Below are 25,649 nucleotides of genomic sequence, written 5' to 3'. Positions count from 1 at the left end.
TCATGCGGCCTGCTCCCGGGCGCCGGGCAGTGCGCGCGGCGGCAGTCCGGCCACGGCATTGGCAATTGCACGGATATGCTCGGGGGTGGAGCCACAGCAGCCGCCGACCAGGTTCAACAGGCCATCCTCGGCGAAGCCGCGCAGGGTGGTGGCCATCTCTTCAGGGGTTTCGTCGTACTCGCCGAACGCGTTGGGCAGGCCTGCATTGGGGTGGGCGCTGACGTAACAGTCGGCGACCTGCGAGAGGGTTTCCACATGCGGGCGCATCGCATCGGCACCCAGCGCGCAGTTCAAGCCGATCGACAACGGCCGGGCGTGGGCGAGAGATGCGTGGAAGGCCTCGGCGGTCTGCCCGGACAGGGTGCGACCGGAAGCGTCGGTGATGGTGCCGGAGATCATCACCGGCAGCCGCGCGCCGCGCGCATCGAACGCTTCCTCCAGCGCATACAGCGCGGCCTTGGCGTTGAGCGTGTCGAAGATGGTCTCGACCATGAGGGTGTCGGCGCCGCCGTCGATCAGGCCCTCGATGGCTTCGCGGTAGGTGTCGCGCAGCTCGTCGAAGCTGGTGTTGCGGAAGCCGGGATCGTTGACGTCAGGGCTGATCGAAGCGGTGCGGCTGGTCGGGCCGATCACCCCGATCACGAAGCGCGGCTTGCCCGGGGTGGTTGCGGCCACTGCATCACAGCACGTGCGCGCGACCGCAGCGCCGGCCTTGTTCAACTCGTACACCAGGTGCTCGAGGTGGTAGTCGGCCTGGCTGACCGAGGTTGCATTGAAGGTGTTGGTTTCGACCAGGTCCGCACCGGCCTCGAGGTAGGCGGTGTGGATGTCGGCGACGATCTGCGGCCGGGTCAACAGCAGCAGATCGTTGTTGCCCTTCAGGTCATGGCCTTCCGGTGTGGCGTGATCGCAGCCGGAGCCATGCAGATGGTCATAGCCACCGGCGAAGCGTTCGCCACGGTAATCGTCTTCCTGCAGGTCGTGGCGCTGGATCATCGTGCCCATCGCACCATCGATGATCAGGATCCGCTCGCGCAGGGCGTCGAGCAGGGCGTTGGCACGATCTGGATGCAACCAGGGCAGGGCGGGCATGGCGGTCTCGGGCTCAGGGCTTGTTGGCGATCAGCGAAATCACTTCGAAGTGCGGCGGACGCTTCTCGCGGGTGACCGTCTCCAGGCTGGACACCTGCAGGCCGGCCTTGTCGACGAACCTGCGCAGTTCCTTGTCGCTGAAGCCGAGGTTGACGTGGCCATAGGCCTCCACGGCCGCCTTGTGCTCGTGCCGGGCCAGGCTGCACAGCAGCAGGCGGCCACCCGGTCGCAGTACGCGCGCGGCTTCGGTCACTGCCTGCGCCGGTTTGCTGGCGTAGGTCAACGCGTGCATCAGCACGACCAGATCGAAGCTGCTGTCCTTGAACGGCAGGGCATGCATGTCGCCCTCGCGCACTTCCACGTTGGGCAGGCGGCGCAGGCGTTCACTGGCGGCGGCAACCACGCGCGCGCTGGTGTCGATGCAGATGTAGCGCTTGGCATGCGGGGCAACCAGTTCGGCCAGCACGCCATCACCAGAGGCGATATCCAGCACGTCGCCGGTCTCAAGCAGCGGCAGCGCGGTGCGGGCCAGCGCCTCCCAGGTGCGCCCCGGCGAGTAGTGGCGTTCCATGTCGCCGGCCACGCTGTCGGCCCAGTTCTGGTCGGAGGCGCGGTGGGCCAGCACGGCGGCCACGCGTTCAGCGTCCTGGCGCAGCAGCGGGTCATCGCTTCCGTTGCTCAAGGCATGCCACAATGCACGCTGCGCGGGGTCCAGCTGGGCCTCGTCGAAGCGGTAGTAGGCCGACACGCCGGCACGGCGGTCGCGGACCAGGCCGGCTTCCTTCAGGCGTGCCAGGTGGGTGGACACGCGCGGCTGCGCCAGCCGGGTGATCGCCGACAGTTCGGCCACGGTCAGTTCCTCCTGCTCCAGCAGCGCCAGCAGGCGCACGCGAGTGGCATCGGCGAACACCTTCAGGCGGGTCGACCAGTCTTCCAGATCCATAAACATCTACCTATCGCGATATAGAGATATATTCGCTGAAGGGGCTGTCGCGGTCAAGTCGCCAGCGTACGGAAACTGCCGGGCCCCGGTACAATCGGAGCACCTGGGCGCGCCGTATGCGGCCCATAACTTCATGTACCCGGGAGGGTGTTGTGGATTTCAGCTTTACCGAAGAGCAGTTGATGCTGCAGGACGTTGCGCGGCGCATCGCGCAGGAAAAGATCGCCCCCAGTGCGGAGCATCATGACCGCACCGGCGAGTTCCCGCTGGACAACATCCGCCTGCTGGGCGAGAACGGCCTGATGGGCATTGAAGTGCCGACCGAATACGGCGGTGCGGGCATGGACCCGGTTGCGTACGTGCTGGCGATGGTGGAGGTCGCCGCCGCCGACGCAGCCCATTCGACCATCATGTCGGTCAACAATTCGCTGTTCTGCAACGGCATCCTGACCCACGGTACCGAGCAGCAGAAGCAGACCTACGTACGTGCCATCGCCCAAGGCACGGCCATCGGCGCGTTCGCGCTGACCGAGCCGCAGTCCGGTTCCGATGCCACCGCCATGCGCTGCCGCGCGGTGAAGCAGGCCGACGGCACCTTCGTCATCAATGGCAAGAAGAGCTGGATCACCTCCGGTCCGGTGGCCAAGTACATCGTGCTGTTCGCGATGAGCGAGCCGGACAAGGCCGCGCGCGGCATCACCGCCTTCATCATCGATACCGACAAGGCCGGTTTCGGTCGTGGCAAGACCGAGCCCAAGCTGGGCATCCGCGCCTCGGCCACCTGCGAGATCGAGTTCAACGATTACGTAGCGCAGGCCGAAGACGTGCTGGGCCAGGAAGGCGAGGGATTCAAGATCGCCATGAGCGTGCTCGATGCCGGTCGCATCGGCATCGCTTCGCAGGCCATCGGCATCGCCCGTGCCGCCTATGAAGCGACGATTGAATACGTCAAGGAGCGCAAGGCATTCGGCGCGGCCATCGGTACCTTCCAGATGACCCAGGCCAAGATTGCCGACATGAAGTGCAAGCTGGACGCAGCGCTGCTGCTGACCCTGCGCGCGGCGTGGGTGAAGGGCCAGGGCAAGCGCTTCAGCAATGAGGCTGCCATTGCCAAGCTGACCGCCTCTGAGGCGGCGATGTGGATTACCCACCAGGCGGTGCAGATCCACGGCGGCATGGGGTATTCCAAGGAAATGCCGCTGGAGCGCTACTTCCGTGATGCCAAGATCACCGAGATCTACGAAGGTACTTCGGAGATCCAGCGCCTGGTGATCGCCCGCAACGAAACCGGGCTGCGCTGAGTCGCAGGGCCGCGCCGCCGCAATGGCGGCGCGGCGGTAGGTCCACGCCACGCGTGGATGATGGTCATCCAGATGACGTCATTGCCGTTGGCCTGCAGAGACGCATGCTGCTCTAATGCAGTCCGTTTCTTCGAGGATGACGACGTGATCTATCGCGGTTGGGGAATCATGACGCTGGTGACGCCGATTGCAGCGATCCTGCTGCTGGCGTACTTCTTTCCGCATGACGGCCCCAAGGGCAATACTCCGCTGTCACAGGTTCTGTTGGGCGCAGGCCTCGGCGCAGCGGTGAACGTGGTGCTGGGCCTGTGGCTCAACCGTGCGCCGCGGCAGAAGGGGGAGGCCGCACCCCACCATTTCTTCTTCGTACCCATGCAGTGGGCCTCGCTGATTCTGGTGGCGGTGTGCGCCGTGGTCGCGGTGATGCGCTGAGGCGTTGCCCGAACAGCGCCAACCAAGGTTGGCGGCTACCGGCAATGCCGTTGTTCCGGTAGATGCCAACCTGGGTTGGCATGAATTCAACTGTGGCAATAAAAAGGCCCCGGATCGCTCCGGGGCCTTCTCGTTCTCAGCGCAGCACCGGATCAACGATCCGGACGATGTGCGGCATCCGCATCGCGCTGGCGTTCCATGAACTCCTTGGACGGTTCGTCCAGCTTGTCGCCCAGCATGCGGCGCACGACCACGAAGAACACCGGGATCATCAGCAGGCCGAGCAGGGTGGCGAACAGCGTGCCGCCGATCACGCCGGTACCGATGGCGTGGCGGGAGTTGGCGCCGGCACCGGTGGAGATCGCCATCGGGATCACGCCCATGATGAACGCGAACGAGGTCATCAGGATCGGGCGGAAACGCAGGCGCGCCGCTTCGATGGTGGCATCACGCAGGTTCTTGCCTGCTGCGCGCTGCTCCACCGCGAACTCCACGATCAGGATCGCGTTCTTCGCCGCCAGGCCGATCACGGTGATCAGGCCGATCTTGAAGAACAGATCGTTGGGCAGGCCGCGCAGCATCGACAGGCCGAGGGCACCCAGCACGCCCAGCGGCACCACCAGCAGCACCGCCACCGGGATCGACCAGCTTTCATACAGGGCGGCCAGGCACAGGAACACCACCACGATGGACAGCACCAGCAGCAGGGTCGCAGCGTTTCCGGCCAGGATTTCCTGGTAGGACATGCCCGACCAGTCGTAGCCGAAGCCGGCCGGCAGGTCGTCGTTGACGATGCCTTCCATGGTCTGCATCGCCTCACCCGAGCTGGTGCCCGGTGCCTGCGAACCGACGATGTTGATCGCCGAGTAGCCGTTGTAGCGGCTCAGCGACGGCGGCGCCGACACCCATTCGGACTTGACCACCGTGTTCAACGGGATCATCGCGTTGGTGCCATCGGCGTTCTGGGTCAGGCTGGACGGGCTGTAGAAGCTCTTCAGCGATTCCTGGCCAGTGCGGTACGGGCCATCGGCCTGCATGGTCACGCGCTTGATGCGGCCTTCGTAGAAGAAGTCGTTGACGTACACCGGGGCCAGCATCAGCTGGATGGTGCTGTACACGTCCGACACCGACATGCCCATCGACTGCGCCTGCACGCGGTCCACGTGCAGCTGCAGCTGCGGCGCGTTTTCCAGGCCGTTGGGGCGCACGCCAACCAGGTGGTCCGGCTTCTGCGCGGCCTGGCCGAGCAGGATGTTGCGGGCCTGGGTCAACTGTTCGTAGCCGGCACCGCTACGGTCCTGCAGCCACATGTCAAAGCCACCGAACTGGCCGAGGCCCTGCACGGTGGGCAGGTTGACCACGAAGATCTGCGCTTCCTTGATGCCGTAGAACGCGCCGTTCATGTTCTGGATGAACTCGGGCGCGGTGAACTTGCGTTCCTCCCACGGCTTCAGGCGGATGAAGCCCATGCCCACGTTCTCGCCGGAACCGACGAAGCTGAAGCCGGCCACCTGCAGCATGCCTTCATAGCCATCCTGCTTTTCCAGGATGCCACGCATCTGCGCGAACACTTCGTTGGTCTGGCCCTTGGTCGAGCCCGGCGGCAGCTGCACGATCGCCAGCGCATAGCCCTGGTCTTCTTCCGGCAGGAAGCTGCCCGGCATGCGGGTGAACAGGAAGCCGCACAGCGCGGTCAGCACCACGAACAGGATCATCCAGCGCGGCGCATGGCGCACCGCCGAGGTGATGTGCCCCACGTAGGTGTGGCTGATCTTGTCGTAGTACTTGTTGAAGGTGCGGTAGACGATGTTCGGGTTGTCGTTGTGCGTCGGCTTGAGGAAGGTCGCGCACAGCGCCGGGGTGAAGCCCAGCGCCAGGAACGCCGAGAACGCCATCGAGATGGCGATGGTCAGCGCGAACTGCTTGTAGATCTCGCCGGCGGCACCGCCCTGCAGGGCGGAGGGGATGAACACCGCGGCCAGCACGACGGTGATCGCCACCACCGCGCCGGTGATCTGGGTCATCGCCTTCTGCGTGGCCGGCTTCGGCGCCAGGCCCTCCTCGGTCATGATGCGTTCGACGTTCTCGATCACCACGATCGCGTCGTCGACCACGATGCCGATCGCCAGCACCATCGCGAACAGCGTCAGCTGGTTGATCGTGAAGCCGATCATCCACATGCCCAGGAAGGTACCGAGCAGCGCCACCGGGATGACCAGGGTCGGGATCAGCGTGGCGCGGAAGTTCTGCAGGAAGATCAGCATCACCAGGAACACCAGGAACACTGCTTCAAACAGTGTCTTGACCACTTCCTGGATCGAGATCTTGACGAAGGTGGTGCTGTCGTACGGCGAGAACCAGGTGACGCCGGCCGGGAAGCTGGGCTGCAGCTCGTCCATCTTGGCGCGCACCGCTTCGGCCACGTTCAGGGCGTTGGCGCCCGGCAGCAGCTGGATGGCGAAGGCGCCGGTCGGCTTGCCGTTGTACTGGGTGTCGAAGCCGTAGTTGTTGGCACCGAAGGCGACGCGGGCGATGTCCTTCAGGAGCACGCGCGAGCCATCAGCGTTGGCACGCAGGATGATGTTCTCGAATTCCTGCGGCGAGCTGAAGCGGCCTTCGGCCGAGACCGTGGCGGTGAAGTGCTGGCCTTCCGGCGACGGATCCGAACCCAGCGCGCCGGCGGCGAACTGCACGTTCTGCGCACGCACCGCGGCCAGTACCTGGCTGGCCGACAGGCCGTAGCCCTGCATCTTTTCCGGGTTCAGCCAGATGTTCATGGCGTACTCGGAACCGAACTGCTGGGTGCTGCCGACGCCGGGGATGCGCGAGACCTGGTCGAGCACGCGCGAGCCCACGATGTCGTTCAGCGCGTCACGGTTGATGGTCGGGGTATCGGACTGCAGCGCCACCACCATCAGGAAGCCGGCGTTGGCCTTGGCCACCACCACGCCCTGCTGGGTGACTTCCGAAGGCAGGCGTGGCGTGGCCAGCGAGACCTTGTTCTGCACCTGCACCTGGGCGATGTCCGGATCGGTACCGGTCTCGAAGGTCAGGGTGATCTGTGCACGGCCGTTGGAGGCGGACGAGGAGCTGAAGTACAGCAGGTGATCGATGCCGGTCAGCTGCTGCTCGATCACCTGGGTGACCGACTTTTCCGTGGTATCGGCGCTGGCGCCCGGATAGGTCGCCGAGACGGTGACCTGCGGCGGGGCGATGTTGGGATAGGACTCCACGCCCAGGTTGAGGATCGCGATCACGCCGCTGAGCGAGATCAGGATCGCAACCACCCAGGCGAAGACTGGATGTTCGATGAAAAATTTAGGCATGACGGAAGGTTCCCGTTACTGCTTGTTCGAATCGGTGGCGGCCGGCTTGGCCGCATCGGCCTGCTCGGGCTTGGCCGCGTCGGTCGGTGCCTTGCCTGCAGCCGGTGCAGCGCCCGCCGGGGCGGCGCCGCCTGCGGCCGGCTTGCCGTTGGCGTCCTGGCCAGGGGTCCACGGCTTGGCCACCGCCGGTGCACCTTCCTTGACCTTCTGCACGCCGGCCACGATCACCTTGTCACCGGCGGCCAGGCCGTCGCTGACCAGCCAGTTGCCGTTCTGCGCGCCATCGGTCTTCACGTTCTTGCGCACGACCTTGCCGTCGGCGCCGACCACCATCACGTAGCCGCCGGTGGTATCGCGCAGCAGCGCCTGCTGCGGCACCAGGAAGGCGTTGTTGCGCTCGCCCAGGTTGGCCTGGAAGCTGACGAAGGCGCCCGGAAGCAGGATCTGCTGCGGGTTCGGCAGCAGCGCGCGCAACGACACGGCGCCGGTGGCCGGGTCGACCGTGGTCGAGGAGAAGTCCAGCGTGCCCGGCTCACCATAGGTGGTGCCGTCGGCGAGCTTGACGTTGACCGTGGCCTTGCCGTCGCCGGACAGCGCCAGCGCGCCCTTGGCCTGCTGCGCGCGCAGCTGGGTCAGCTCGTCCACGCTCAACGAGAAGTTGACGTACAGCGGGTCGAGCTGGTCGACGGTGGTCAGCAGGGTCACATCGCCCTGGCCCACCAGCGCGCCCTCGGTGACCTGCTGCTTGTTGGCCACGCCACTGATCGGCGCGGTCACTTCGGCATAGCCCAGGTTGATCCGCGAGGAGGTCACTGCCGCTTCGGCCTGTTTGACCGCGGCCAGCGCGGTGCGCTCGGCCGATTCGGCGTTGTCCAGGTCGGACTTGGAGACGAACTGCTGCGGGGCCAGCGAGCGTGCGCGGTCGGCGGCGACCTTGGCGTTGGCGTAGGTCGCGCGGGCCGAGGCCAGCTGGGCCTCGGAGGCGTTGAGCGAGGCACGCAGCGGCGCCGGGTCGATCAGGAACAGGGTCTGGCCCTGCTTGACCTGCGAGCCTTCCTGGTAGACGCGCTTGAGCAGCACGCCGGGCACGCGTGCGCGGACGTCGGCGCTGCGGAACGGCGACAGGCGGCCGACCAGTTCGCGCTGCAGCGGCAGGGTCTGCGGCTTGGCGTCGATCACGCCCACCTCCGGCGGCGGGGGCGTCTGCTGTTCCGGCTTCTTGCAGGCAGCCAGCGCGACAGCAACGGCGCACGTCAAGGCAAGGGTGCGGAGTGGGGCGGTCATCAGGAGGAACTCCGGGGTTGGTTTGTAGACGGGGCCGGCGACGGCTGAGGCGCGAAGGCGCGCAGGAAGCTGTCGACGGAGAACTCTGCCCAGCGCCGACGCAAGAGCGCGTCATCACGGTGGGGGGTATGGAAGCGCTGTTTGTCGAAATCCTGACCGGCGATCATGCTCAGCAGCAGTTCGGCCATGAAGTGCGGGTCGTCATGCCGGAGCTGGCCCTGCATGCAAACGGTTTCAATCCATTCAGCAAGATGAAGCGACAACGCGCCGGCACCATGCCGGTACAGCGTACGCGCCTCTTCGGGAAACTGGGCCGCCTCGGCCGCGATCAGCCGGCAGGCCTGCCCTACGTGCGGTTGGTTGAAATGCTCCAGGAAGTCGGTGGCGAACTGGAGCAGGCTGGCACGCAGGTCGTCACTGCGGAGTGCACGAACCATGGCCCCGGTGGCGTGGCCGACGTGGCGCTGCATTACCCGGCGCAGCAGTTGCTGCTTGCTGCCATAGCGCGAGTAGAGGGTCTGCTTGGAACAGCCGGCATGCTGGGCCACCGCGTCCATGCTCATCTGGATGCCCTGCTGGGCCAGCAGTTCGCGCACGGCATCGAACACGCGCTCATCGCGTGCGTCGAGGGCAACGGGGAGGTAGGCCGGGTTCACGCGGTGGACTATACCGTCCAGTTCAGGATTGTGGAATCGAATCGGCGTCGCCGCGTGTGTCTTCCGGTAACACGCTTTGCCGATCCTGTCGGCAGTGCTGAAGCAGGCGCCAGCTCCATACCGGAGCGAACTGAATAGGCGTCTAAACCGCAGCAAACCCGAATCTGCTTATTCCGTCCTGCAGCAAGGCCTTTTCGTGCGGTAGGGCTACAATTTCATTTTCCCAACTGAGCAAGCGCATCGCTCTGCCATGAAACCGCAAAAAACCGCAGCCAAGACCGTGAAAAACAAGACGAAACCAGCAGAGTCGGAGGTCGCAGTGACCGCTGGTTTCTCCCTGGAGCCGGTGTACACGGCCTTGCGCAAGCGCTACCCCGCGGCCGCACAGGCCGAAGCAGTGGCCTTCGCCACTGACTTCTACAAGCGCATGGAGTCGGACGAGTTCCCGCACCACAGCGCTGAAGAGTGGGCCGCTCTCGCGGCTGAGACGCTGGAATTCGCCCGGGCCCGCAAGGCTGGCAAGGCCAACGTCCGCGTGTTCAATCCGACCGCGAAGGCCAACGGTTGGGAATCGCCGCATACCGTGCTGCAGATCGTCAACGACGACATGCCGTTCCTGGTCGATACTGTCACCATGTCACTGGCCGAGCAGGGCGTGGGCGTCCACGTGCTGGGCCACCCGGTACTGCGTTTCACCCGCGACAAGGCCGGCAAGCTGGTCAAGGTCGGCGAAGGTGATGCCGAGTCGGTGATGCTGCTGGAAATCGACCGCCAGCCGGCCGATGCGATGGCCGCCATCGAGCAGGCCATCAACAAGGCGCTGGATGAAGTGCGTGCGATCGTGCGCGACTGGCAGCCGATGAAGGACAAGGCGCTGGCACTGGCCGACGACCTGGGCAGCCGCCAGCTGCCCGTCGACGACGCGTCGCGCAAGGAAGCACAGGAGTTCCTGCGCTGGGCCGCTGACAACCACTTCACCTTCTTCGGCTACCGCGAGTACCGCGTCGAGAAGCAGGGCAAGGAAGAGGTGCTGGCGCCGCTGAACGACACCGGCCTGGGCCTGATGCGCGGCAAGGACAAGTCCGCCGCCCGTCCGGTCAAGACGCTGGCCGCGCAGGGCCTGAATACCACGTCCGGTTTGAAGGATGCGCTGATCCTGACCAAGACCAATGCCCGTTCGCGCGTGCACCGCGCCGGCTACATGGACTACATCGGCGTGCTGGAGTTCGACGCCAAGGGCAAGATCATCGGCGAGCAGCGTTTCCTCGGCCTGTTCACCTCCAGCGCCTACAACCGTCGCCCGTGGGAAATCCCGCTGGTGCGCCAGCGCCACGAGCATGTGATGAAGCAGTCCGGGCTGGCCCCGGCCAGCCACAGTGGCAAGGCCCTGCGCCATATCCTGGAAACCCTGCCGCGCGAAGAACTGTTCCAGTCCAGCGAGGACGAACTGTTCCGCACCGCGATGGGCGTGCTGGGCCTGCAGGAACGCGTGCGCAGCCGCCTGTTCCTGCGCCGTGACAAGTACAGCCGTTTCATCTCCGCGCTGGTCTACCTGCCGCGCGAGCGCTTCAACACCGATGTGCGCCTGCGCATCGAAGCGATGCTCAAGGACGCGCTGCACGGCGAGTTCGTCGACAGCTCGGTGGTGCTGGGCGAATCGCCGCTGGCGCAGGTTCACCTGATCGTGCGCCCGAAGCCGGGTGAAATGCTCGACGTCGATACCGCCGAACTGGAGCAGAAGCTGGCCCAGGTGCTGCGCAACTGGCAGGACGACCTGCGCGAAGCGCTGGTGAGCCGCCACGGCGAGACCGAAGGCCTGCGCATCGCCGCCCGCATCGGCAAGGCGCTGCCGGCCGGCTACATCGAAGACAACAGCACCGCCGTTGCCGCCAACGATGTCAGCCAGCTCGACGCGCTGACCGGCCCGGACGACCTGCGCCTGAGCCTGCAGGCCGTGCCGCGCGAAAGCGGCGATGGCCTGCGCCTGAAGCTGTATCGGCAGCTGGATGACATCCCGCTGTCGGACGCGCTGCCGATGATGGAAAACATGGGCCTGCGCGTGATCGCCGAGCGTCCGTACCGCCTGTCGGTCGACAACGCGCCGGTGTACGTGCAGGACTTCGAGGTCGAGTCGACCGCTGGCGTGATCGATGCCGCCAGTGTCGATGAAGCCTTCGGCGAGACCTTCGCCCGCGTCTGGCACGGCGACGCCGAGAACGACGGCTTCAACCGCCTGGTGCTGGCTGCTGGCCTGCACTGGCGCCAGGTCGCCATGCTGCGTGGCTACTGCAAGTACCTGCTGCAGACCGGCGTGCCGTTCTCGCAGGCCTACGTGGAAGGCACCTTCGCGCGTTACCCGCTGCTGGCCCGCCTGCTGGTCGAACTGTTCGAGGCCCGCTTCGATCCGGCCACCGGCCATGAGAGCAAGGACGACATCGCGGCCGGTCAGGCCCAGCTGAAGGCCCACTTCGATGTGCTGGCCGCTGGCGACGATGCCACCCTGAAGGTGCTCAAGAGCGTGGTCGATGCCCGCAAGGGGGACCGCGACGCGCAGATGCAGGCCACGCGCGATGCACTGCTGAAGCTGATGGATCGCGTGTCCAGCCTGGACGAGGACCGCATCCTGCGCTCGTTCATGGGCGTGATCGACGCGACCCTGCGTACCAGCTACTACCAGACCGATGCCAACGGCCAGCACGGCCATGTCATCAGCTTCAAGTTCGATTCGGCGCTGGTGCCGGACCTGCCGAAGCCGCGCCCGTACCGCGAGATCTTCGTGTACGGCCCGCGCGTGGAAGGTACCCACCTGCGCTTCGGCGCGGTTGCGCGTGGCGGCCTGCGCTGGTCGGATCGTCGCGAAGACTTCCGTACCGAAGTGCTGGGCCTGGTCAAGGCACAGATGGTCAAGAACACTGTCATCGTGCCGGTCGGCGCGAAGGGCGGCTTCTTCGCCAAGACCCCGCCGGTGAACGGCGACCGCGATGCGATCTTCGCCAACGGCGTGGCCTGCTACAAGCTGTTCATCCAGGGCCTGCTGGACATCACCGACAACATCGTCAACAACAAGATCGTGCCGCCGGTGGATGTCGTGCGCCACGACATGGACGATCCGTACCTGGTGGTGGCCGCGGACAAGGGCACGGCGACCTTCTCCGACATCGCCAATGGCCTGGCCATCGCGCACGGCTTCTGGATGGGCGATGCGTTCGCCTCCGGTGGTTCGGTCGGTTACGACCACAAGGGCATGGGCATCACCGCGCGCGGCGCGTGGGAATCGGTCAAGCGCCACTTCCGTGCGCTGGGTCGTGATAGCCAGAGCCAGGACTTCACTGCGGTCGGCGTCGGCGACATGTCCGGCGACGTGTTCGGCAACGGCATGCTGCTGTCGCGCCATATCCGCCTGGTCGCTGCGTTCGACCACCGCCACATCTTCCTGGATCCGAATCCGGATGCGGCCACGTCGTTCATCGAGCGTGAGCGCCTGTTCACCCTGCCGCGTTCGAGCTGGGCGGACTACGACACCAAGCTGATCAGCAAGGGCGGCGGCGTGTACCCGCGCAGCCTGAAGTCGATCGAGATCACCCCGCAGGTGCGCGAAGCGCTGGGCCTGGACGAGAACGTCAAGGCGCTGTCGCCGAACGATCTGATGAGCGCGATCCTGAAGGCACCGGTCGACCTGCTGTGGAATGGCGGCATCGGTACCTACGTCAAGGCCGCCAGCGAGCAGCACAGCGACGTCGGCGATCGCGCCAACAACGCGCTGCGCGTGAACGGTGGCGAGCTGCGCTGCAAGGTGGTGGGCGAGGGCGGCAACCTGGGCATGACCCAGCTGGGCCGCATCGAGGCTGCCCAGGCCGGCGTGCTGCTCAACACCGACTTCATCGACAACTCGGCCGGCGTCGATACCTCCGACCACGAAGTCAACATCAAGATCCTGCTCAACGATGTGGTGCGGGCCAAGAAGCTGACCGTCGAGCAGCGCAACAAGCTGCTGGCGTCGATGACCGATGAAGTCGCCGAGCTGGTGCTCAACGACAACTACCGCCAGAACCAGGCGCTGAGCCTGATGGAGCGGATGGCGGTCAAGCGCCTGGGTTCCAAGCAGCACTTCATCCGCACCCTGGAACAGCAGGGCCTGCTCGACCGCCAGATCGAGTTCCTGCCGTCCGACGCCGAGCTGTCGCAGCGCAAGGCACGCGGCCAGGGCCTGACCCGTCCGGAACTGTCGGTGCTGCTGTCCTACTCCAAGCTGGTGGCGTTCAACCAGCTGCTGGATTCGGACATCCCGGAAGACCCGTACCTGTCCAAGGAACTGCAGCGCTACTTCCCGACCCCGCTGCAGAAGAAGTACGCCGACGCGATGGAGCGTCACCGCCTGAAGCGCGAAATCATCGCCACGGCCGTGACCAACCAGACCATCAACCGCATGGGCGCCACCTTCCTGATGCGCATGCAGGAAGACACCGGTCGTTCCATCGCCGAGGTCGCCAAGGCCTACACCATCAGCCGTGAAACGCTTGATGCACGCGCACTGTGGGCGCAGATCGACGCGCTCGACGGCAAGGTGCCGGAGTCGGTGCAGATCGACGCACTGGAAGTGATCTGGAAGCTGCAGCGTTCGTTCGTGCGCTGGCTGCTGTCGCGCCCGGGCGCGATGCCGGGCATCACCGAGGCGGTCAACCGCTACCAGGGCCCGTTCAACGACATTCGCGTTGCTTCGGGCGTGCTGCCGGATTCGCAGCGTCCGACCTACGAAGCCCTGGTGGCCGAGTGGAAGGAAAAGGGCCTGCCGTCCGCGCTGGCACAGCAGCTGGCCGAACTGCACTTCCTGGAGCCGGCGTTCGACATCATCGAACTGGCCCGCACCCGCAAGCTGAAGCCGGTGGACGTGTCCAAGGTCCACTTCCGCCTGGGCGATGCCCTGCAGCTGCCGTGGTTGTTCGAGCAGGTCGACGCGTTGGAGGTCAACGGTCGTTGGCACGCGGTGGCGCGTGGCGTGCTGCGTGACGAGCTGGCAGCCAACCACCGCAACCTGGCCGGCCAGGTGCTGGGCACCAAGGGCAACAGTGCCGAGGCCAAGGTCGCTGCCTGGATGGGCCGCGACGACAACAGCCTGCGCTTCACCCTGGCGATGCTGGCCGAACTGGCCGAGCAGAAGACCCTGGACTACCCGACCGTCTCGGTCGCGGTGCAGCGCCTGGGCCAGCTGGCCGCGCATGGTGCATAAGTGACGTAGTGCCGGGCCGTGCCCGGCGTGCGTGGAGAAAAGGAACGGCCCCGCGAAAGCGGGGCCGTTCTGTATCCGGGGCCGCTGGCCGCCGATGGCTGCCAGCAATCAGTCCATCAACGCGCGTGGCCGTAGCGGGCGACTTCGGCGGCGACACCGTTCATGTGCTGCACTTCGTCGCGCTGGCCGGGGTTGATGGCGCGGTTGCCATCGTCCACGAAGCGCAACGGCGTCGGGTACAGCGGCAGCTTGTTGCCGGCGCCGATGACCGGAACGCCCTGCATGCCATTGACCTTCAAGCCCAGTGCCTTGCCCATTTCCTCACGAAGCATGTCGGTGGAGCAGAGCAGGTTCATTGCCACCGCAAACTGCTTGCGCGGCTTGGAGTGGTGGACGCCGTTGCAGCCATCGGCCACGCCACCGAAGAAGACCCCATCGGCACCGCTGTCGCTGATCACTTGCGATGCGTGGTTGGCGATCCACTCGGGAATGGCATAGGTCGGCAGGTAGTACGGCACGGTGATATTTCGCACCGCCGCTTCACGGAAGCGGAAGGTCGCGCCGGAGTTGTCCAGTGCATCGTTCGTCTTCTTCAGGCTTTCACGCATTAATTCCAGTGCCATGTCCTTCGAACCGATCTCGCCGAGGCGGTCGGAAACGGCAAACACCACGTCGACAGTGGTCGTTTCACGAATCCACTTGTAGTCCCTGAGGCGATAGGACACCTGCTCGCCCGGCAGGATTTTGTCCGACACTCCGGGGCCGACAATCGTGGTCGTCCTTGGTGTCGGATGCGGCCGGACGCCGGTGACATTCTCCACCACCAAGCGTGTCAGGCGCTGGTGCGCATTCGGCAATGTGACCGTGCCCCCGCCCGTGGACACCCAGGTGAGCTGTGCGGCGGCGTTGTCGACCTCGCCACCACGCTCCTTGTCGACGTCGACGCGCTGTACCGGGAAGCGAAGTGCGTGCCAGTAACCGGAGCCAGGGCCGTTGTCGTTGACGAAGATGAACTCGAACGCTTCGCCAGGGCGGGTCCAGATGTGGGCCTCGCGATCAAAGATGTTGCCAGCGCTGATCTTCAGTCCATAGCCTGGGTCGATCACCTTCGAGTCAGCGATCTTGAACCTCCGGCGATCACGGTCCGAGGGGCTATCGGGGAAATTCAGATGGTAGCCCCGGAAGTTCTCGTTGGTGGCCGTGACCAGTGTGCGTGCCGTACTCGTCTTTCGCGATGCGTCATTCGGAAGTACGGGGCGATAGGTTGCATGATTCAGTTTCCACACGCGGAAGAAGGGATCAAAGACGTAGTGGTGCACGTCACCCGACTCGATCCGCAGGTTCGAGCGCGGGAACTGCGTATCGGCTGCGATGACCGAGCTCGGCCACGTTGCCGTGTGCCGAATGGTAACCGTGTCATAGGAGTGTGCGCCGTCGGGCAGGCCCACCTGGCCGACATGCTGCCCATCACGGAGATTGAGTACCGTTGCGAGCTTGCGTCCGTTTGAAGGAATGCGCCAGCGCGCTTCGTTCGGGCCATTGATCTCGCGCAGGTGCTTCGGGGACAGGCGCCAGGCCATGCTCATCCTGTTGCTGACGGCCAGGTTCTGGCCGGCGGGCAACATCACCTTTCTGACCTCTGAGGGCAGATGGGTGAATACACCGTCGACCTCCAGATGGCGGGGCGATGTCGCCAGGTTGGCCAGATAGATGGAACGCTCGGACAACGACAGCGAGGTGGGCAGCCGCACCCGGTCCTGCCAGTCATCATTGCGTAGCGTGAAGTACAGATTCGTATAGTTGCCCGGCAGCAGCTCGCGGTAGGCGTTTGATGCCGGGCTCAGGAAGCCGATATGGGCCTTTGCCGCTGCGGTTTGCTGAGAAGTGGCTGCGTCTTGGGCAAGACTGGCCCAGGACGGCAGTAGTGCCGCCAACGCAAGGCTGAGGTGCTTGAAGTTCATGTGTCCTCTCTCTCTGAAGGGTGGAGCGCAATCAGCCGCGGAACGGCGAGTACGCTGCTGCATGGTCGGTGCAGTACCGGACGGGAGCTATCGGACGTTGTCGGTAAACGATGCGAGCAGCCTTCGATGTGTTGGATTTTTTACAGAGTCACCTCGAGCAGATGGAAACCTCCGCGACGTTGTTCGCGTGTGCCAAGCGGTCACGGCTGCCCGCAAAAGTGCGGCTTCCGTCATCCACGATGTAGTTGGTATCGGGCCCAACGCGATTGTTTCCCCGCACATCCAGGGAGCGAAGGAACAATCAGCCTTGGGCGTAGGCCGGTTCTGGAGGGCTGTGGCCGCCGTCGCCCAGGCGTTCTACTTGGTGGCGTGCAGAGGAGGGCATCGCTTGGGAATCGGAAGTCAGACAGGCAGCATTGGAATCGGCAACCTCAGTTGCGTTGGAGCAGTGGCGAGGTATGCTCTATCCACACTTCCAGGGCCCCACGCCTGATGAGCAACACCCCCCGCATCGCTTTCCTGGCCAGCACCGCCGAACCTGCACAGATGGCCCGCGCGGCGATGATCTCGCGTTATGGCGATCACGCGCCCGAGCAGGCCGACGTGCTGTGCCCGCTGGGTGGCGACGGTTTCATGCTGCAGACCCTGCACCGGCACGGGCACCTGGGCAAGCCGGTGTTCGGCATGAAACTGGGCACCGTTGGCTTCCTGATGAACCAGTACCGCGGCGACGATGACGTGCAGGCCCGCATTGCGCGTGCCGAACCGGCCAACCTGCGCCCACTGGAAATGGTGGCGCTGACGGAGTCGGGGACCAGCACCGGCTCGCTGGCGTACAACGATGTCTCGCTCCTTCGCCAGACCCGGCAGGCGGCCCATATCGGCATCGACCTCAACGGCCAGGAGCGGGTGGCCGAGCTGATCGGTGACGGCGTGCTGGTGGCCACCCCGGCCGGCAGTACCGCCTACAATTATTCCGCGCACGGCCCGGTGTTGCCGCTGGGGTCGCATACCATCGCGCTGACGCCGCTGGCTCCGTATCGGCCGCGACGCTGGCGCGGGGCGATCCTCAAGGCCGACACCGAAGTGCGCTTCCGCGTGCTCGATCCCTACAAGCGTCCGGTCAGCGTCACCGCTGATTCGCACGAGACCCGCGATGTGGTCGAGGTTACCATCCGCGAGTCGAGGGACCGTCGTGTGACCCTGCTGTTCGACCCGGAGCACAACCTGGAAGACCGGATCCTGAGCGAACAGTTCGTTTTTTGAGGACAATGGGCGGCCGGCCCCGCCGACCGCTTGAAGGACCCCCACCGATGGGCGACAACTCCCCCCGTTTGCTGACCGTCGCGGTCACCTCGCGCGCGCTGTTTGACCTCGAGGAAAGCCACGCGCTGTTCGAGAGCGATGGCGTGGCGGCCTATGCCGAGTTCCAGCGCCAGCATGAGGACGACATCCTCGGTCCCGGCGTGGCCTTTCCCGTAGTGCGCAAGCTGCTGGCACTGAACCAGGGCGCCAGCCCGGAGAACCCGCGGGTCGAGGTGATCCTGCTGTCGCGCAATTCGGCCGATACCGGCCTGCGTATCTTCAACTCGATCCAGCATTACGGCCTGGGCATCATCCGTGCGACGTTCACCGCTGGCGAGCCGACTTGGCCGTATGTGAAGCCGTTCGGCACCGACCTGTTCCTGTCGGCCAACCCGGAATCGGTGCGCAGTGCGCTGCGCCATGGCATCGCGGCGGCGACCATCCTGCCCAAACCACCGGGCGAGACCGCTGCGGCAGCGGCCGACCAGATCGATACCGGTCGCCCGGCCGGCCAGCTGCGCATTGCCTTCGACGGTGACGCAGTGATCTTCGGTGACGAGAGTGAGCGCATTTCGCGCGAGCAGGGCGTGGAAGCCTTTGGCCGCCACGAACGCGAACGCGCCCGCGAGCCACTCAGTGGCGGCCCCTTCCGCGGCTTCCTGTCGGCCCTGCACACGCTGCAGGAAGTGTTCCCGGCTGGCGACAGCGCGCCGATCCGTACCGCACTGGTGACCGCGCGGTCGGCCCCGGCGCACGAGCGGGTGATCCGTACCCTGCGGGAGTGGGGCGTGCGCCTGGACGAAGCACTGTTCCTCGGCGGCCGGCACAAGGGGCCGTTCCTGCAGGCCTTCGGTGCCGACATCTTCTTCGATGATTCGCAGCACAACATCGACAGTGCCCGCGAGCATGTAGCCGCCGGCCACGTACCGCACGGCGTCGCCAACGAGGGCTGAGCCCGGTAGCTGTTGGCATCGCGGCGCAGCCGCGCCCACCAAGGTGGGCGTCTACCAGAGAGGGGTACAAGGCGGCGGCAGCGCCGGGCCATGCCCGGCGAGCGCAGCGGCATGGGGCTACGGGCTGCCCGACATCCCCAGCTGCAGGTCCACCACTTTCCAGCGCAGGCCCTGCGGCTCCAGCACCACCTTCATCGGTGGCTGGCCGGGGCCGCGATCCACATCGATCACGAAGCGGTCCAGCGCTTCGAAATGATGTTCGGCATTCTTCAACGGCCGCGCCGGTTCAGTTGCGCCGAAGGCGTCGCCACCCTGCAGTTCATTGCGGCCACGCTTCCACAGCACGTGGCCCTGCAGCATCGCGCCGATCCCGGTCGGGGTCACCATGGTTTCCACCGCGGCCCCCCCGAGCTGGTCGCCGAGGCCGTAGAGGAGGGCGCCGAACGGGCTGGCCGCCACGTCTGGGCCGGCCTGGCGCACCAGGTAGTCATTGAGCTGCGCGCGCAGGCTGCTGCGCACGCGCGGGAAATCGACGTAGCGCTCCAGGCGCGCAGTGTCGCGCTGCTCGATGGCCTTGGACAGGCCATTGACGGTCAGGTACGGGCCGCCGAACCACCAGGCCGCCAAGGCCAGGACCGGCAGCACAAGCAGTGCGGTGAGCTTCTTCATGCCGGACAGACTGCCGCAACGGCGGCAGTGCCGGGTGAAGACTCACTGACTGGGCGAACCACGGCCATCACCGAAGGCATCGACCAGCCGTTGCCGTTCCGCCGGAGTCAGCGCCTCCAGCCGCGTCGCCAGCACTTCGTCCAGGCTGCGGGTGCGGGTGGTGCCGAGGATGCCGCTGGCAACGCCGGGATGGCCCAGCGTATAGGCGAAGGCGGTCTGGGCCGGGCGCTGGCTGTGGATCGTGGCCACCGCGCGCCGCATCTGGCGGGCACTGCGCATCAGCTGGCGGCTGCTGGGCTTCAGCCACGCGCGCGCCAGATACCAGCCATCGGCCAGCCGTGGCAGGCGCGCACGCGCGGGCAGCAGGTGTCCTTGCGCCAGCACGGTGCCGGCCAGCACGCCGATGCCCACTGCCTGCAGCCGATCGATAAGCGGTTCTCGGTCCTGCTGCAGGGCGTTGTAGTCCAGCAGTACCACATCGAAGGCGTCCGGATGGGCGATCATCCAGCGCAGGGTCGAGGCCGAGTGGGTGTTGATGCCGGTGTACCGGATCAACCCACGTTCGCGCAGGCGCTGCAGTGCCGCCAGCAGGTCGTCACTGATGTCGTGTTCGCTGGCGCCATGCAGCTGGTAGACATCAAGATGGTCCAGGCCTAGGTTGCGCAGCGACGCCTCGCAGCTGGCGGTGATGGCCGCGGGCGAGAAGTTGCGTTGCTCGGCGCCGCTGATGCCGGCCTGGCCGGTCAGCGTGCCGCCCTTGCTTGAGATCACCAGTGAATCGCGCGGGTACTGCTTCAGCAACGGGCGCAGGATGCGGCCCAGGCGCGGCTCGGCATGGAAGCCGGAATAGTTGTGACCGGTATCGAGCAGGTTCACTCCGTGGGCAAGCGCATGTTCGACCACAGCAGCCGCCTCATGCTCGGGGAAGCGGCGATGACCCCAGAAGCCGGAGCAGCCCAATCCGATCGGTGAAACGGCCAGGCTGGTGCGGCCGAGCACGCGCCGCTGGCGGGCCAGCGGAAGATTCTGCGACATCAGAATTCCAGGTCCAGCGCAGCGCACAGGTAGTCGACGAACGGGCCGAGCGCGGCCAGGTCCTTGCCCAGCGTGGACAGCAGGCGTGGGCCGGTCATCGTGGCGTCGTCCAGCGAGCGCCACATCACCCAGTTGCGGTGCTTGAGGTCGTCGATGAACTCGAAGTCGGCCGGGAAGCCACGAGGGGGACGCACCAGCTTCTCGCTCTCCTCGAAATCGAAGCGCTTGCGCAGGGCCGGCGCGTGCGCGGCGGCCTTCCAGCTGCCCGGGTTGTCGAGGATGAAATGGCGCACGCGGCGCTGGGTTTCCGGTTCCGGATGCCACAGGCCGGCGCCGACGAAGCTCTCGCCGGGTTGCAGGTGCACATAGAAGGACGGCGCGGCCACCTCTCGGCGGCGCTCATGGAACAGGCGCGCACCCTGCCAGGTCTTGTACGGTGACTTGTCGTTGGAAAAGCGCGCGTCACGGTGGATGCGGAACAGCGAGCCACCGACGCCGCGGGTATCGGCGCGGAAGTGCTCGCTGACCTCGGCCAGTGCCGGCTGCAGGTCGCCCAGCAGGCGCAGGAACGGCTGCCGGACGTGGTCTTCATACTGCTGGCGGTGGTCGTTGAACCAGGTCTTGTCGTTGTGCCGCGCCAGGCTGCGCAGGAACTTGAAACTGGCGTCCGAGAAATAGGTGCTCACAGCGTCTCCTGCAGGTGCTGGCCCCAGTCGCGCAACGATTGCAGCAGGGCCTGGCGCCGCGCGTCGCCGGGCGCTTCGGCGGCCAGTGCATCAAGCTGTTGCTGGTACTGGGGCAGGTTGAGTTCGCCCAGGCCGCCGTCGCCGAGCAGGCGCTGGCGGCGGTAATCCTGCCAACGCTGGTGTTCGGCCGGCGCGAGGCTGCCGGGATGGTTGCGTGCGCGGTAGCGGAACAGCAGCTCTGGAAGGCGCGGGTCGCGGAAGCGGCCTTCCAGCGCGGCCAGCTGCTGCGGCGCGGTGGTGCGTGCCAGCGCGAGCAGCGGCTTGTCGCCGTTGCCGAGGAATCCGTCGTACAGCGAGGCATCGACATCGGCCACGGTCGCGACGCGGGGCTGGTTGTAGACCTGGCGTGCCTTCTCGGCCAGCTGTGGAGCGAACGCGCGCAGCCGTTCCACCTTGGCCTCGATCGCGGCCACGTCCAGGCCGAGGCGCGCATGATCGTCGGCGCGCAGGTGGTTCCATGCGATCAGTGCCGGCACCTTGTTCAGGTGTACTTCCTTCAGCGGCACGCGTGTCACGCCTTCGGGCAGCTCGCTGGCCCGCATGTACAGGCGCTGTGCGATCACCTCGGCCGGCAGCTCCAGCAGGTCGTCGATCTCGCCTTCCAGGTCGAACACGATCACCCGGTTGTTGATGGTCGGGTGTACGGCCAAGGGCAGAACCGGTGCGGCGCAAAGGCGGCTGGCAGGGTAGCGCATGGAAATGTGCAGGACCGGCTTCATCGCGGCCACGTCCAGCAGGCCGCCGACGAAGCGCTTGTCGCGCAGCTTCAGTGCATACTCCCACAGGCGCGGCTGCGACTGCTTGAACAGCCGAGCCATGCCGATGGTGGCGCGCACGTCTGACAGCGCTTCGTGCGCATCGCCTTCGCGCACGTTGTTGGCCTCGGCCAGGTGCTCGAGCTTGAACGAGGTGGCGCCGTCTTCGCGCAGCGGCCACCGGATGCCGTCCGGGCGCATCGCGCGCATCAGCCGCAGCATGTCCAGCAGGTCCCAGCGCGAATTGCCATTGCGCCACTCGCGCTCGTAGGGATCGTGGAAGTTGCGGAACAACCCGTAGCGGACGAACTCATCGTCGAAGCGCAGGGTGTTGTAGCCAAGTGCGCAGGTGCCGGGGCGCGACAGCTGCTCGTTGATGCGGTCGAAGGCTTCGGCCTCGCTGATGCCCTCGGCCAGGGCCTGCTGCGGGGTGATGCCGGTGACCAGGGTGGCCATCGGCGAGGGCAGCAGGTCGTCTGCCGGGCGCACGAAGAAGCTGACCGGCGTGTCGATCTCGTTGAGGTCGGCATCGGTGCGGATCGCGGCGAACTGCGAGATGCGCGTGCGCCGCGGGTCCTGGCCGAAGGTTTCCAGGTCGTAGAACAGGAAGCTGTCTGCCATCAGTGCGCGCCCTCCAGGACCGGCAACTGCGCGTGGACCTGCGTTTCCAGTGCGGCCCAGTCGATGTTGTCCAGTGAATCGTGACCGGCGGTGGCTGCAACCAGCAGGTCGCGCTGCAGTTCGGTGCGGCGCAGCGCCTCGGCGTAGGGCGTGTGCAGGAAGGTGACCATCGTGTAATGCGGCACGAAGCGGGTCGGCCAGCGCCGCTGCAGTTCCTGCTCCAGCTCGCGTTGCAGCAGGAATGCAGGGTCGGCCACGCGGTCGCGCATCTCCAGGTAGTTCTCAAGCGCCATCTGCTGGATGGCACGTGCATTCGGTTTGCGCTCGGCTTCGAACGCGGCGAACGCGCTTTCCAGGTCATCGGCCTCCATCAGCTGGCGGGCCAGTGCAACGCAGTCCTCGAATGCGCAGTTCATGCCCTGGCCGTGGAACGGCACCATCGCATGCGCGGCGTCACCGATCAGCACGGCGCGGCCCTGCTGATGCCAGCGTTCCAGGGTGAGCGTGCCGAGCAGGCCCGGCGGGTGTTGTTCCCAGTCCTTGCGCAGGTTGGGAATCAGCGGCAGGGTGTCGGCGAACTCGCGCGCGAACAGCGCCTCGGCCTGCGCGCCGGTGTTGACCGTGGCAAAGCTGGGATCGCCCTGGTTGGGCAGGAACAGGGTGACCGTGAAAGTGCCTTCGTGGTTGGGCAACGCGATGCACATGTAGTGGCCGCGCGGCCAGATGTGCAGCGCATTGCGCTCGATGCGGAAGCCGCCGTCGGCGGCCGGCGGGATCTCCAGTTCCTTGTACGAATGGTCAAGGAAGGCGATGTCCTCGCCCAGCGGCGCACGACGGTTCATCGCCGCGCGCAGTGCCGAGCCCGCGCCGTCGGCACCGATCAGGGTGTCAAAGCGGATGTCGTGCGGGCTGTCGTCACGGTCATCGATGAAACGCGCGTAGCCCGCATCGAAATCCACGGTATGCAGGCGGCGATGGAAGCGCACGGTGGCACCGGCCTGTTCGGCCAGTTCCAGCAGCGTGGTGTTCAGATCGCTGCGATGGATCGACCAGATCACCTCGCTGTCGTCGCGGCCATAGCGCTGCAGCTGCGGTTCGCCGTCGCGTGGATGCACCATGCGCCCGCGCATCATCACCGCGCGCGCCATCACCTCGTCTTCCACGCCGGCCTGGCGCAGTGCATTGCGCCCGCGCTCGGCCAACGCCAGGTTGATCGAACGACCGCTCTCGTAGTCGGCAATGCGGGGATCGCCACGGCGTTCGTACAGGGTGATGCGCCAGCCTTGCCGTGACAGCAGGATGGCCAGCAGGGACCCGGCAAGGCCGGCACCGATAATGCTCAACGAGCGGGAGGCGTGTGCGATCAACGAACTGTCCAGCAGCAGGGGAGGGGGCGGCTTACAGGCCGGCCCAGGCTTCCACTTCCTCGACGAAATGGTGCACGTCCAGGTAGCGGTTGTAGAGCGGGGTGGGCGAGATGCGGATCACGTCAGGCTCGCGCCAGTCGCCGAGCACGCCGATGCCGCGCAGGTGCTCGAACAGTGCACGGCCACGCTCGCGGCCACCGATCACGCGCAGCGACAACTGGCAGCCGCGGCGCTGCGGATCGGCCGGGGTAATGATGTCCAGCACCTGCGGCAGGCGTGCGCGGACCAGTGCTTCGAGCAGGCCGGTCAGCGCCAGCGATTTGCTGCGCAGCGCCTCCATGCCGGCACGCTCGAACAGGTCCAGCGAGGCACGCAGTGGTGCCAGGCCGAGGATCGGCGGATTGCTCAACTGCCAGCCTTCGGCACCGATGGCGGGGGTGAACTGGGGCGCCATCTGGAAGCGGGTCGATTCCTCATGGCCCCACCAGCCGGCAAAGCGCGGCAGGGTGGTGTCGCGATGGTGGCGCTCGTGCACGAAGGCGCCGGCCACCGCGCCCGGGCCGCTGTTGAGGTATTTGTAGTGGCACCACACGGCGAAATCGGGCGCCACCTCATGCAGGCGCAGCGGCAGGTTGCCAACCGAGTGCGCCAGGTCGAAGCCGATGCGTGCGCCCTGCAGGCGTGCGGCGCGGGTGATCGCATCGAGGTCGAAGGCCTGGCCGGTGCGGTACTGCACGCCGGGCCACAGCACCAGCGCCAGGCGCGGGCCGTGCTCGGCGATGGCGCGTTCGATCGCGGCCAGCGAAATCGTGCCGTTGGCTTCGTCCGGCTGCACTTCCACCAGACACTCGGCCGGGTCGAAACCATGGAAGCGGATCTGAGCTTCCACCGCGTGGCGGTCGGTCGGGAATGCGCCGGCTTCCATCAGGATCACCGGGCGCTGCGTGGTCGGCCGGTAGAAGCTGACCATCATCAGGTGCAGGTTCACGCTCAGCGTGTTCATCGCTACCACCTCGCTGGGCAGTGCGCCGACCACTCGGGCCAGCTGCGCGCTCACCAGGCGGTGGTAGGACAGCCACTGCGTCGGGCCGGTGAAGTGGCCTTCCACCGCCCGTTCGCCCCATTGTTTCATCACTTCCTGCACCGCTGCCTGCGCACCGCGCGGCTGCAGGCCCAGCGAGTTGCCGACGAAGTAGGTCTGCTCGCCGCCTCCATGGCGCGGAATCAGGAATTCGCCACGCAGCGGGCGCAGCGGATCGGCGGCGTCCAGGGCGATGGCGTGGGTGCGGCTGAGCAGGTCGGACATGGTCGGGCAACAGGCTGCAACGGGACCGCCAGTGTAGCGCCTGGCGGCGTGCCTGCCGCCGAACCTGTAGAGCCGAGCCCATGCTCGGCTGCCGGGCCACGAAGCCGAGCATGGGCTCGGCTCTACAGGGGCAGGTGCTCAGCCCGCCGCCGGCACCGGCAGCGGATCCACGTGCCCGCACTGGCTGCAGGTACGCAGTTCCAGGCTGGCGTGGTAGCGCGCAAACACCTTGGGCAGGTCGGTTTCGATGTTCTGCAGCGGGAAATACTCTTCGTGCAGCTTGTGGTTGCAGCGCTCGCAGTGCCAGATCACGCCGTCCATCTCATGCGGCAGCCGCTTGCGCTCGACCACCAGGCCGATGCCCCCGGGCGGGCGCCGCGGCGAGTGCGGCACCTTCGCCGGCAACAGGAAGATCTCGCCGGCGCGGATCGGAATGTCGCGTACCGCGCCGTCCTCCTGCACCTTCAGCACCATCTCGCCTTCGAGCTGGTAGAACCACTCGGGGCCTTCGTCGTAGTGGTAGTCGGTACGCGAGTTCGGCCCGCCGACCACCATCACGATGAAATCGCCGTTGTCGATCATCTTGTTGCCCACCGGCGGCTTCAGCAGGTGGCGGTTCTCTTCGATCCAGGCGTGCAGGTTGATCGGTGGAGCGAGCATGGTGGTCATC

The 25,649-nt window shown here is 66.1% G+C and carries 18 protein-coding genes; 5 read left to right on the top strand and 13 right to left on the bottom strand.

Annotation, left to right across the window (positions count from 1 at the left end):
• Both N5E02_RS04685 and N5E02_RS04680 read right to left on the bottom strand, forming a co-directional pair.
• A complete protein-coding gene (locus tag N5E02_RS04685; RefSeq protein ID WP_164229485.1) occupies nt 1–1,092 on the bottom strand; it encodes a homocysteine S-methyltransferase family protein in 1,092 nt (363 codons plus the stop codon).
• Between the two features lie 13 nt (nt 1,093–1,105).
• Entirely contained in the window at nt 1,106–2,035 is a 930-nt protein-coding gene (locus N5E02_RS04680) for a metalloregulator ArsR/SmtB family transcription factor (protein WP_049465810.1), read from the bottom strand.
• 152 nt (nt 2,036–2,187) lie between these two features.
• Between N5E02_RS04680 and N5E02_RS04675 the strand changes: the two genes are divergently transcribed.
• Both N5E02_RS04675 and N5E02_RS04670 read left to right on the top strand, forming a co-directional pair.
• The gene (locus N5E02_RS04675) at nt 2,188–3,336 is read left to right on the top strand and encodes an acyl-CoA dehydrogenase family protein (RefSeq protein ID WP_279945921.1); all 1,149 of its coding nucleotides are present in this window, start codon (nt 2,188–2,190) and stop codon (nt 3,334–3,336) included.
• Nucleotides 3,337–3,504: 168 nt separating this feature from the next.
• Nucleotides 3,505–3,768 (top strand): hypothetical protein, encoded by a 264-nt coding sequence (locus tag N5E02_RS04670; RefSeq protein WP_061480105.1) that lies wholly within the window; start codon nt 3,505–3,507, stop codon nt 3,766–3,768.
• A 152-nt stretch (nt 3,769–3,920) separates the two neighbouring features.
• Here the strand turns inward: N5E02_RS04670 and N5E02_RS04665 are convergent, their stop codons facing one another.
• From N5E02_RS04665 to N5E02_RS04655, 3 genes are read right to left on the bottom strand one after another with little or no spacing between them, the layout of a single operon-like run.
• The gene (locus N5E02_RS04665) at nt 3,921–7,094 is read right to left on the bottom strand and encodes a multidrug efflux RND transporter permease subunit (protein ID WP_279945920.1); all 3,174 of its coding nucleotides are present in this window, start codon (nt 7,092–7,094) and stop codon (nt 3,921–3,923) included.
• Nucleotides 7,095–7,109: 15 nt separating this feature from the next.
• The gene (locus tag N5E02_RS04660) at nt 7,110–8,378 is read right to left on the bottom strand and encodes an efflux RND transporter periplasmic adaptor subunit (protein ID WP_262219821.1); all 1,269 of its coding nucleotides are present in this window, start codon (nt 8,376–8,378) and stop codon (nt 7,110–7,112) included.
• Nucleotides 8,378–9,034, bottom strand: a complete 657-nt coding sequence (locus N5E02_RS04655) for a TetR/AcrR family transcriptional regulator (protein WP_005417420.1) — start codon at nt 9,032–9,034, stop codon at nt 8,378–8,380. The genes N5E02_RS04660 and N5E02_RS04655 overlap by 1 nt, the downstream gene beginning before the upstream one ends.
• A gap of 250 nt (nt 9,035–9,284) precedes the next feature.
• On the opposite strand from N5E02_RS04655, the gene N5E02_RS04650 reads away from it, so the two are divergent.
• Nucleotides 9,285–14,261 carry an NAD-glutamate dehydrogenase domain-containing protein gene (locus tag N5E02_RS04650; protein WP_235649368.1) on the top strand — a complete coding sequence of 1,659 codons (4,977 nt, stop codon included), beginning with the start codon at nt 9,285–9,287 and terminating at the stop codon, nt 14,259–14,261.
• Between the two features lie 116 nt (nt 14,262–14,377).
• Here N5E02_RS04650 and N5E02_RS04645 read toward each other — a convergent pair whose 3' ends face one another.
• Nucleotides 14,378–16,222 carry a hypothetical protein gene (locus N5E02_RS04645; RefSeq protein WP_279945919.1) on the bottom strand — a complete coding sequence of 615 codons (1,845 nt, stop codon included), beginning with the start codon at nt 16,220–16,222 and terminating at the stop codon, nt 14,378–14,380.
• A gap of 492 nt (nt 16,223–16,714) precedes the next feature.
• On the opposite strand from N5E02_RS04645, the gene N5E02_RS04640 reads away from it, so the two are divergent.
• Both N5E02_RS04640 and N5E02_RS04635 read left to right on the top strand, forming a co-directional pair.
• Nucleotides 16,715–17,488 (top strand): NAD kinase, encoded by a 774-nt coding sequence (locus N5E02_RS04640; RefSeq protein WP_279945918.1) that lies wholly within the window; start codon nt 16,715–16,717, stop codon nt 17,486–17,488.
• Nucleotides 17,489–17,535: 47 nt separating this feature from the next.
• Nucleotides 17,536–18,480 (top strand): 5'-nucleotidase, encoded by a 945-nt coding sequence (locus N5E02_RS04635; protein WP_005417414.1) that lies wholly within the window; start codon nt 17,536–17,538, stop codon nt 18,478–18,480.
• Between the two features lie 117 nt (nt 18,481–18,597).
• On the opposite strand, the gene N5E02_RS04630 is transcribed toward N5E02_RS04635, so the two are convergent.
• The 7 genes from N5E02_RS04630 to N5E02_RS04600 form a co-directional block, all read right to left on the bottom strand.
• Nucleotides 18,598–19,149 carry a DUF2939 domain-containing protein gene (locus N5E02_RS04630; RefSeq protein ID WP_065186194.1) on the bottom strand — a complete coding sequence of 184 codons (552 nt, stop codon included), beginning with the start codon at nt 19,147–19,149 and terminating at the stop codon, nt 18,598–18,600.
• Between the two features lie 42 nt (nt 19,150–19,191).
• Nucleotides 19,192–20,184 carry an aldo/keto reductase gene (locus N5E02_RS04625; RefSeq protein ID WP_065178612.1) on the bottom strand — a complete coding sequence of 331 codons (993 nt, stop codon included), beginning with the start codon at nt 20,182–20,184 and terminating at the stop codon, nt 19,192–19,194.
• Complete coding sequence (locus N5E02_RS04620) at nt 20,184–20,870, bottom strand: DUF2461 domain-containing protein (protein WP_053500718.1); 687 nt, start codon at nt 20,868–20,870, stop codon at nt 20,184–20,186. Before N5E02_RS04620 ends, N5E02_RS04625 begins: the two co-directional genes overlap by 1 nt.
• The gene (sbcB, locus tag N5E02_RS04615; protein ID WP_279945917.1) at nt 20,867–22,306 is read right to left on the bottom strand and encodes an exodeoxyribonuclease I; all 1,440 of its coding nucleotides are present in this window, start codon (nt 22,304–22,306) and stop codon (nt 20,867–20,869) included. The genes N5E02_RS04620 and sbcB overlap by 4 nt, the downstream gene beginning before the upstream one ends.
• Nucleotides 22,306–23,673 (bottom strand): NAD(P)/FAD-dependent oxidoreductase, encoded by a 1,368-nt coding sequence (locus N5E02_RS04610; RefSeq protein ID WP_279945916.1) that lies wholly within the window; start codon nt 23,671–23,673, stop codon nt 22,306–22,308. Before N5E02_RS04610 ends, sbcB begins: the two co-directional genes overlap by 1 nt.
• A gap of 31 nt (nt 23,674–23,704) precedes the next feature.
• A complete protein-coding gene (kynU, locus tag N5E02_RS04605; RefSeq protein WP_065178616.1) occupies nt 23,705–24,979 on the bottom strand; it encodes a kynureninase in 1,275 nt (424 codons plus the stop codon).
• Nucleotides 24,980–25,117: 138 nt separating this feature from the next.
• On the bottom strand, nt 25,118–25,639 hold the full coding sequence (locus N5E02_RS04600; RefSeq protein WP_049439577.1) for a 3-hydroxyanthranilate 3,4-dioxygenase: 522 nt from the start codon (nt 25,637–25,639) through the stop codon (nt 25,118–25,120).
• Between the last annotated feature and the right edge of the window lie 10 nt (nt 25,640–25,649).

The sequence above is a fragment of the Stenotrophomonas sp. GD03777 genome (assembly GCF_029842485.1).
Classification (GTDB): domain Bacteria; phylum Pseudomonadota; class Gammaproteobacteria; order Xanthomonadales; family Xanthomonadaceae; genus Stenotrophomonas; species Stenotrophomonas sepilia.
The sequence above is the reverse complement of the archived record's forward strand: the minus strand, read 5'-3'. Positions and strand labels throughout refer to the sequence as shown.

What these genes read in the sequence shown, in the direction of transcription:
- N5E02_RS04640 (WP_279945918.1), top strand. Translation starts at nt 16,715, where the DNA reads ATGAGCAACACCCCCCGCATCGCTTTCCTGGCCAGCACCGCCGAACCT.
- N5E02_RS04685 (WP_164229485.1), bottom strand. Translation starts at nt 1,092, where the DNA reads ATGCCCGCCCTGCCCTGGTTGCATCCAGATCGTGCCAACGCCCTGCTC.
- N5E02_RS04670 (WP_061480105.1), top strand. Translation starts at nt 3,505, where the DNA reads ATGACGCTGGTGACGCCGATTGCAGCGATCCTGCTGCTGGCGTACTTC.
- N5E02_RS04645 (WP_279945919.1), bottom strand. Translation starts at nt 16,222, where the DNA reads ATGAACTTCAAGCACCTCAGCCTTGCGTTGGCGGCACTACTGCCGTCC.
- N5E02_RS04600 (WP_049439577.1), bottom strand. Translation starts at nt 25,639, where the DNA reads ATGCTCGCTCCACCGATCAACCTGCACGCCTGGATCGAAGAGAACCGC.
- N5E02_RS04665 (WP_279945920.1), bottom strand. Translation starts at nt 7,094, where the DNA reads ATGCCTAAATTTTTCATCGAACATCCAGTCTTCGCCTGGGTGGTTGCG.
- N5E02_RS04630 (WP_065186194.1), bottom strand. Translation starts at nt 19,149, where the DNA reads ATGAAGAAGCTCACCGCACTGCTTGTGCTGCCGGTCCTGGCCTTGGCG.
- N5E02_RS04625 (WP_065178612.1), bottom strand. Translation starts at nt 20,184, where the DNA reads ATGTCGCAGAATCTTCCGCTGGCCCGCCAGCGGCGCGTGCTCGGCCGC.
- N5E02_RS04650 (WP_235649368.1), top strand. Translation starts at nt 9,285, where the DNA reads ATGAAACCGCAAAAAACCGCAGCCAAGACCGTGAAAAACAAGACGAAA.
- N5E02_RS04635 (WP_005417414.1), top strand. Translation starts at nt 17,536, where the DNA reads ATGGGCGACAACTCCCCCCGTTTGCTGACCGTCGCGGTCACCTCGCGC.
- kynU (WP_065178616.1), bottom strand. Translation starts at nt 24,979, where the DNA reads ATGTCCGACCTGCTCAGCCGCACCCACGCCATCGCCCTGGACGCCGCC.
- N5E02_RS04680 (WP_049465810.1), bottom strand. Translation starts at nt 2,035, where the DNA reads ATGGATCTGGAAGACTGGTCGACCCGCCTGAAGGTGTTCGCCGATGCC.
- N5E02_RS04660 (WP_262219821.1), bottom strand. Translation starts at nt 8,378, where the DNA reads ATGACCGCCCCACTCCGCACCCTTGCCTTGACGTGCGCCGTTGCTGTC.
- sbcB (WP_279945917.1), bottom strand. Translation starts at nt 22,306, where the DNA reads ATGGCAGACAGCTTCCTGTTCTACGACCTGGAAACCTTCGGCCAGGAC.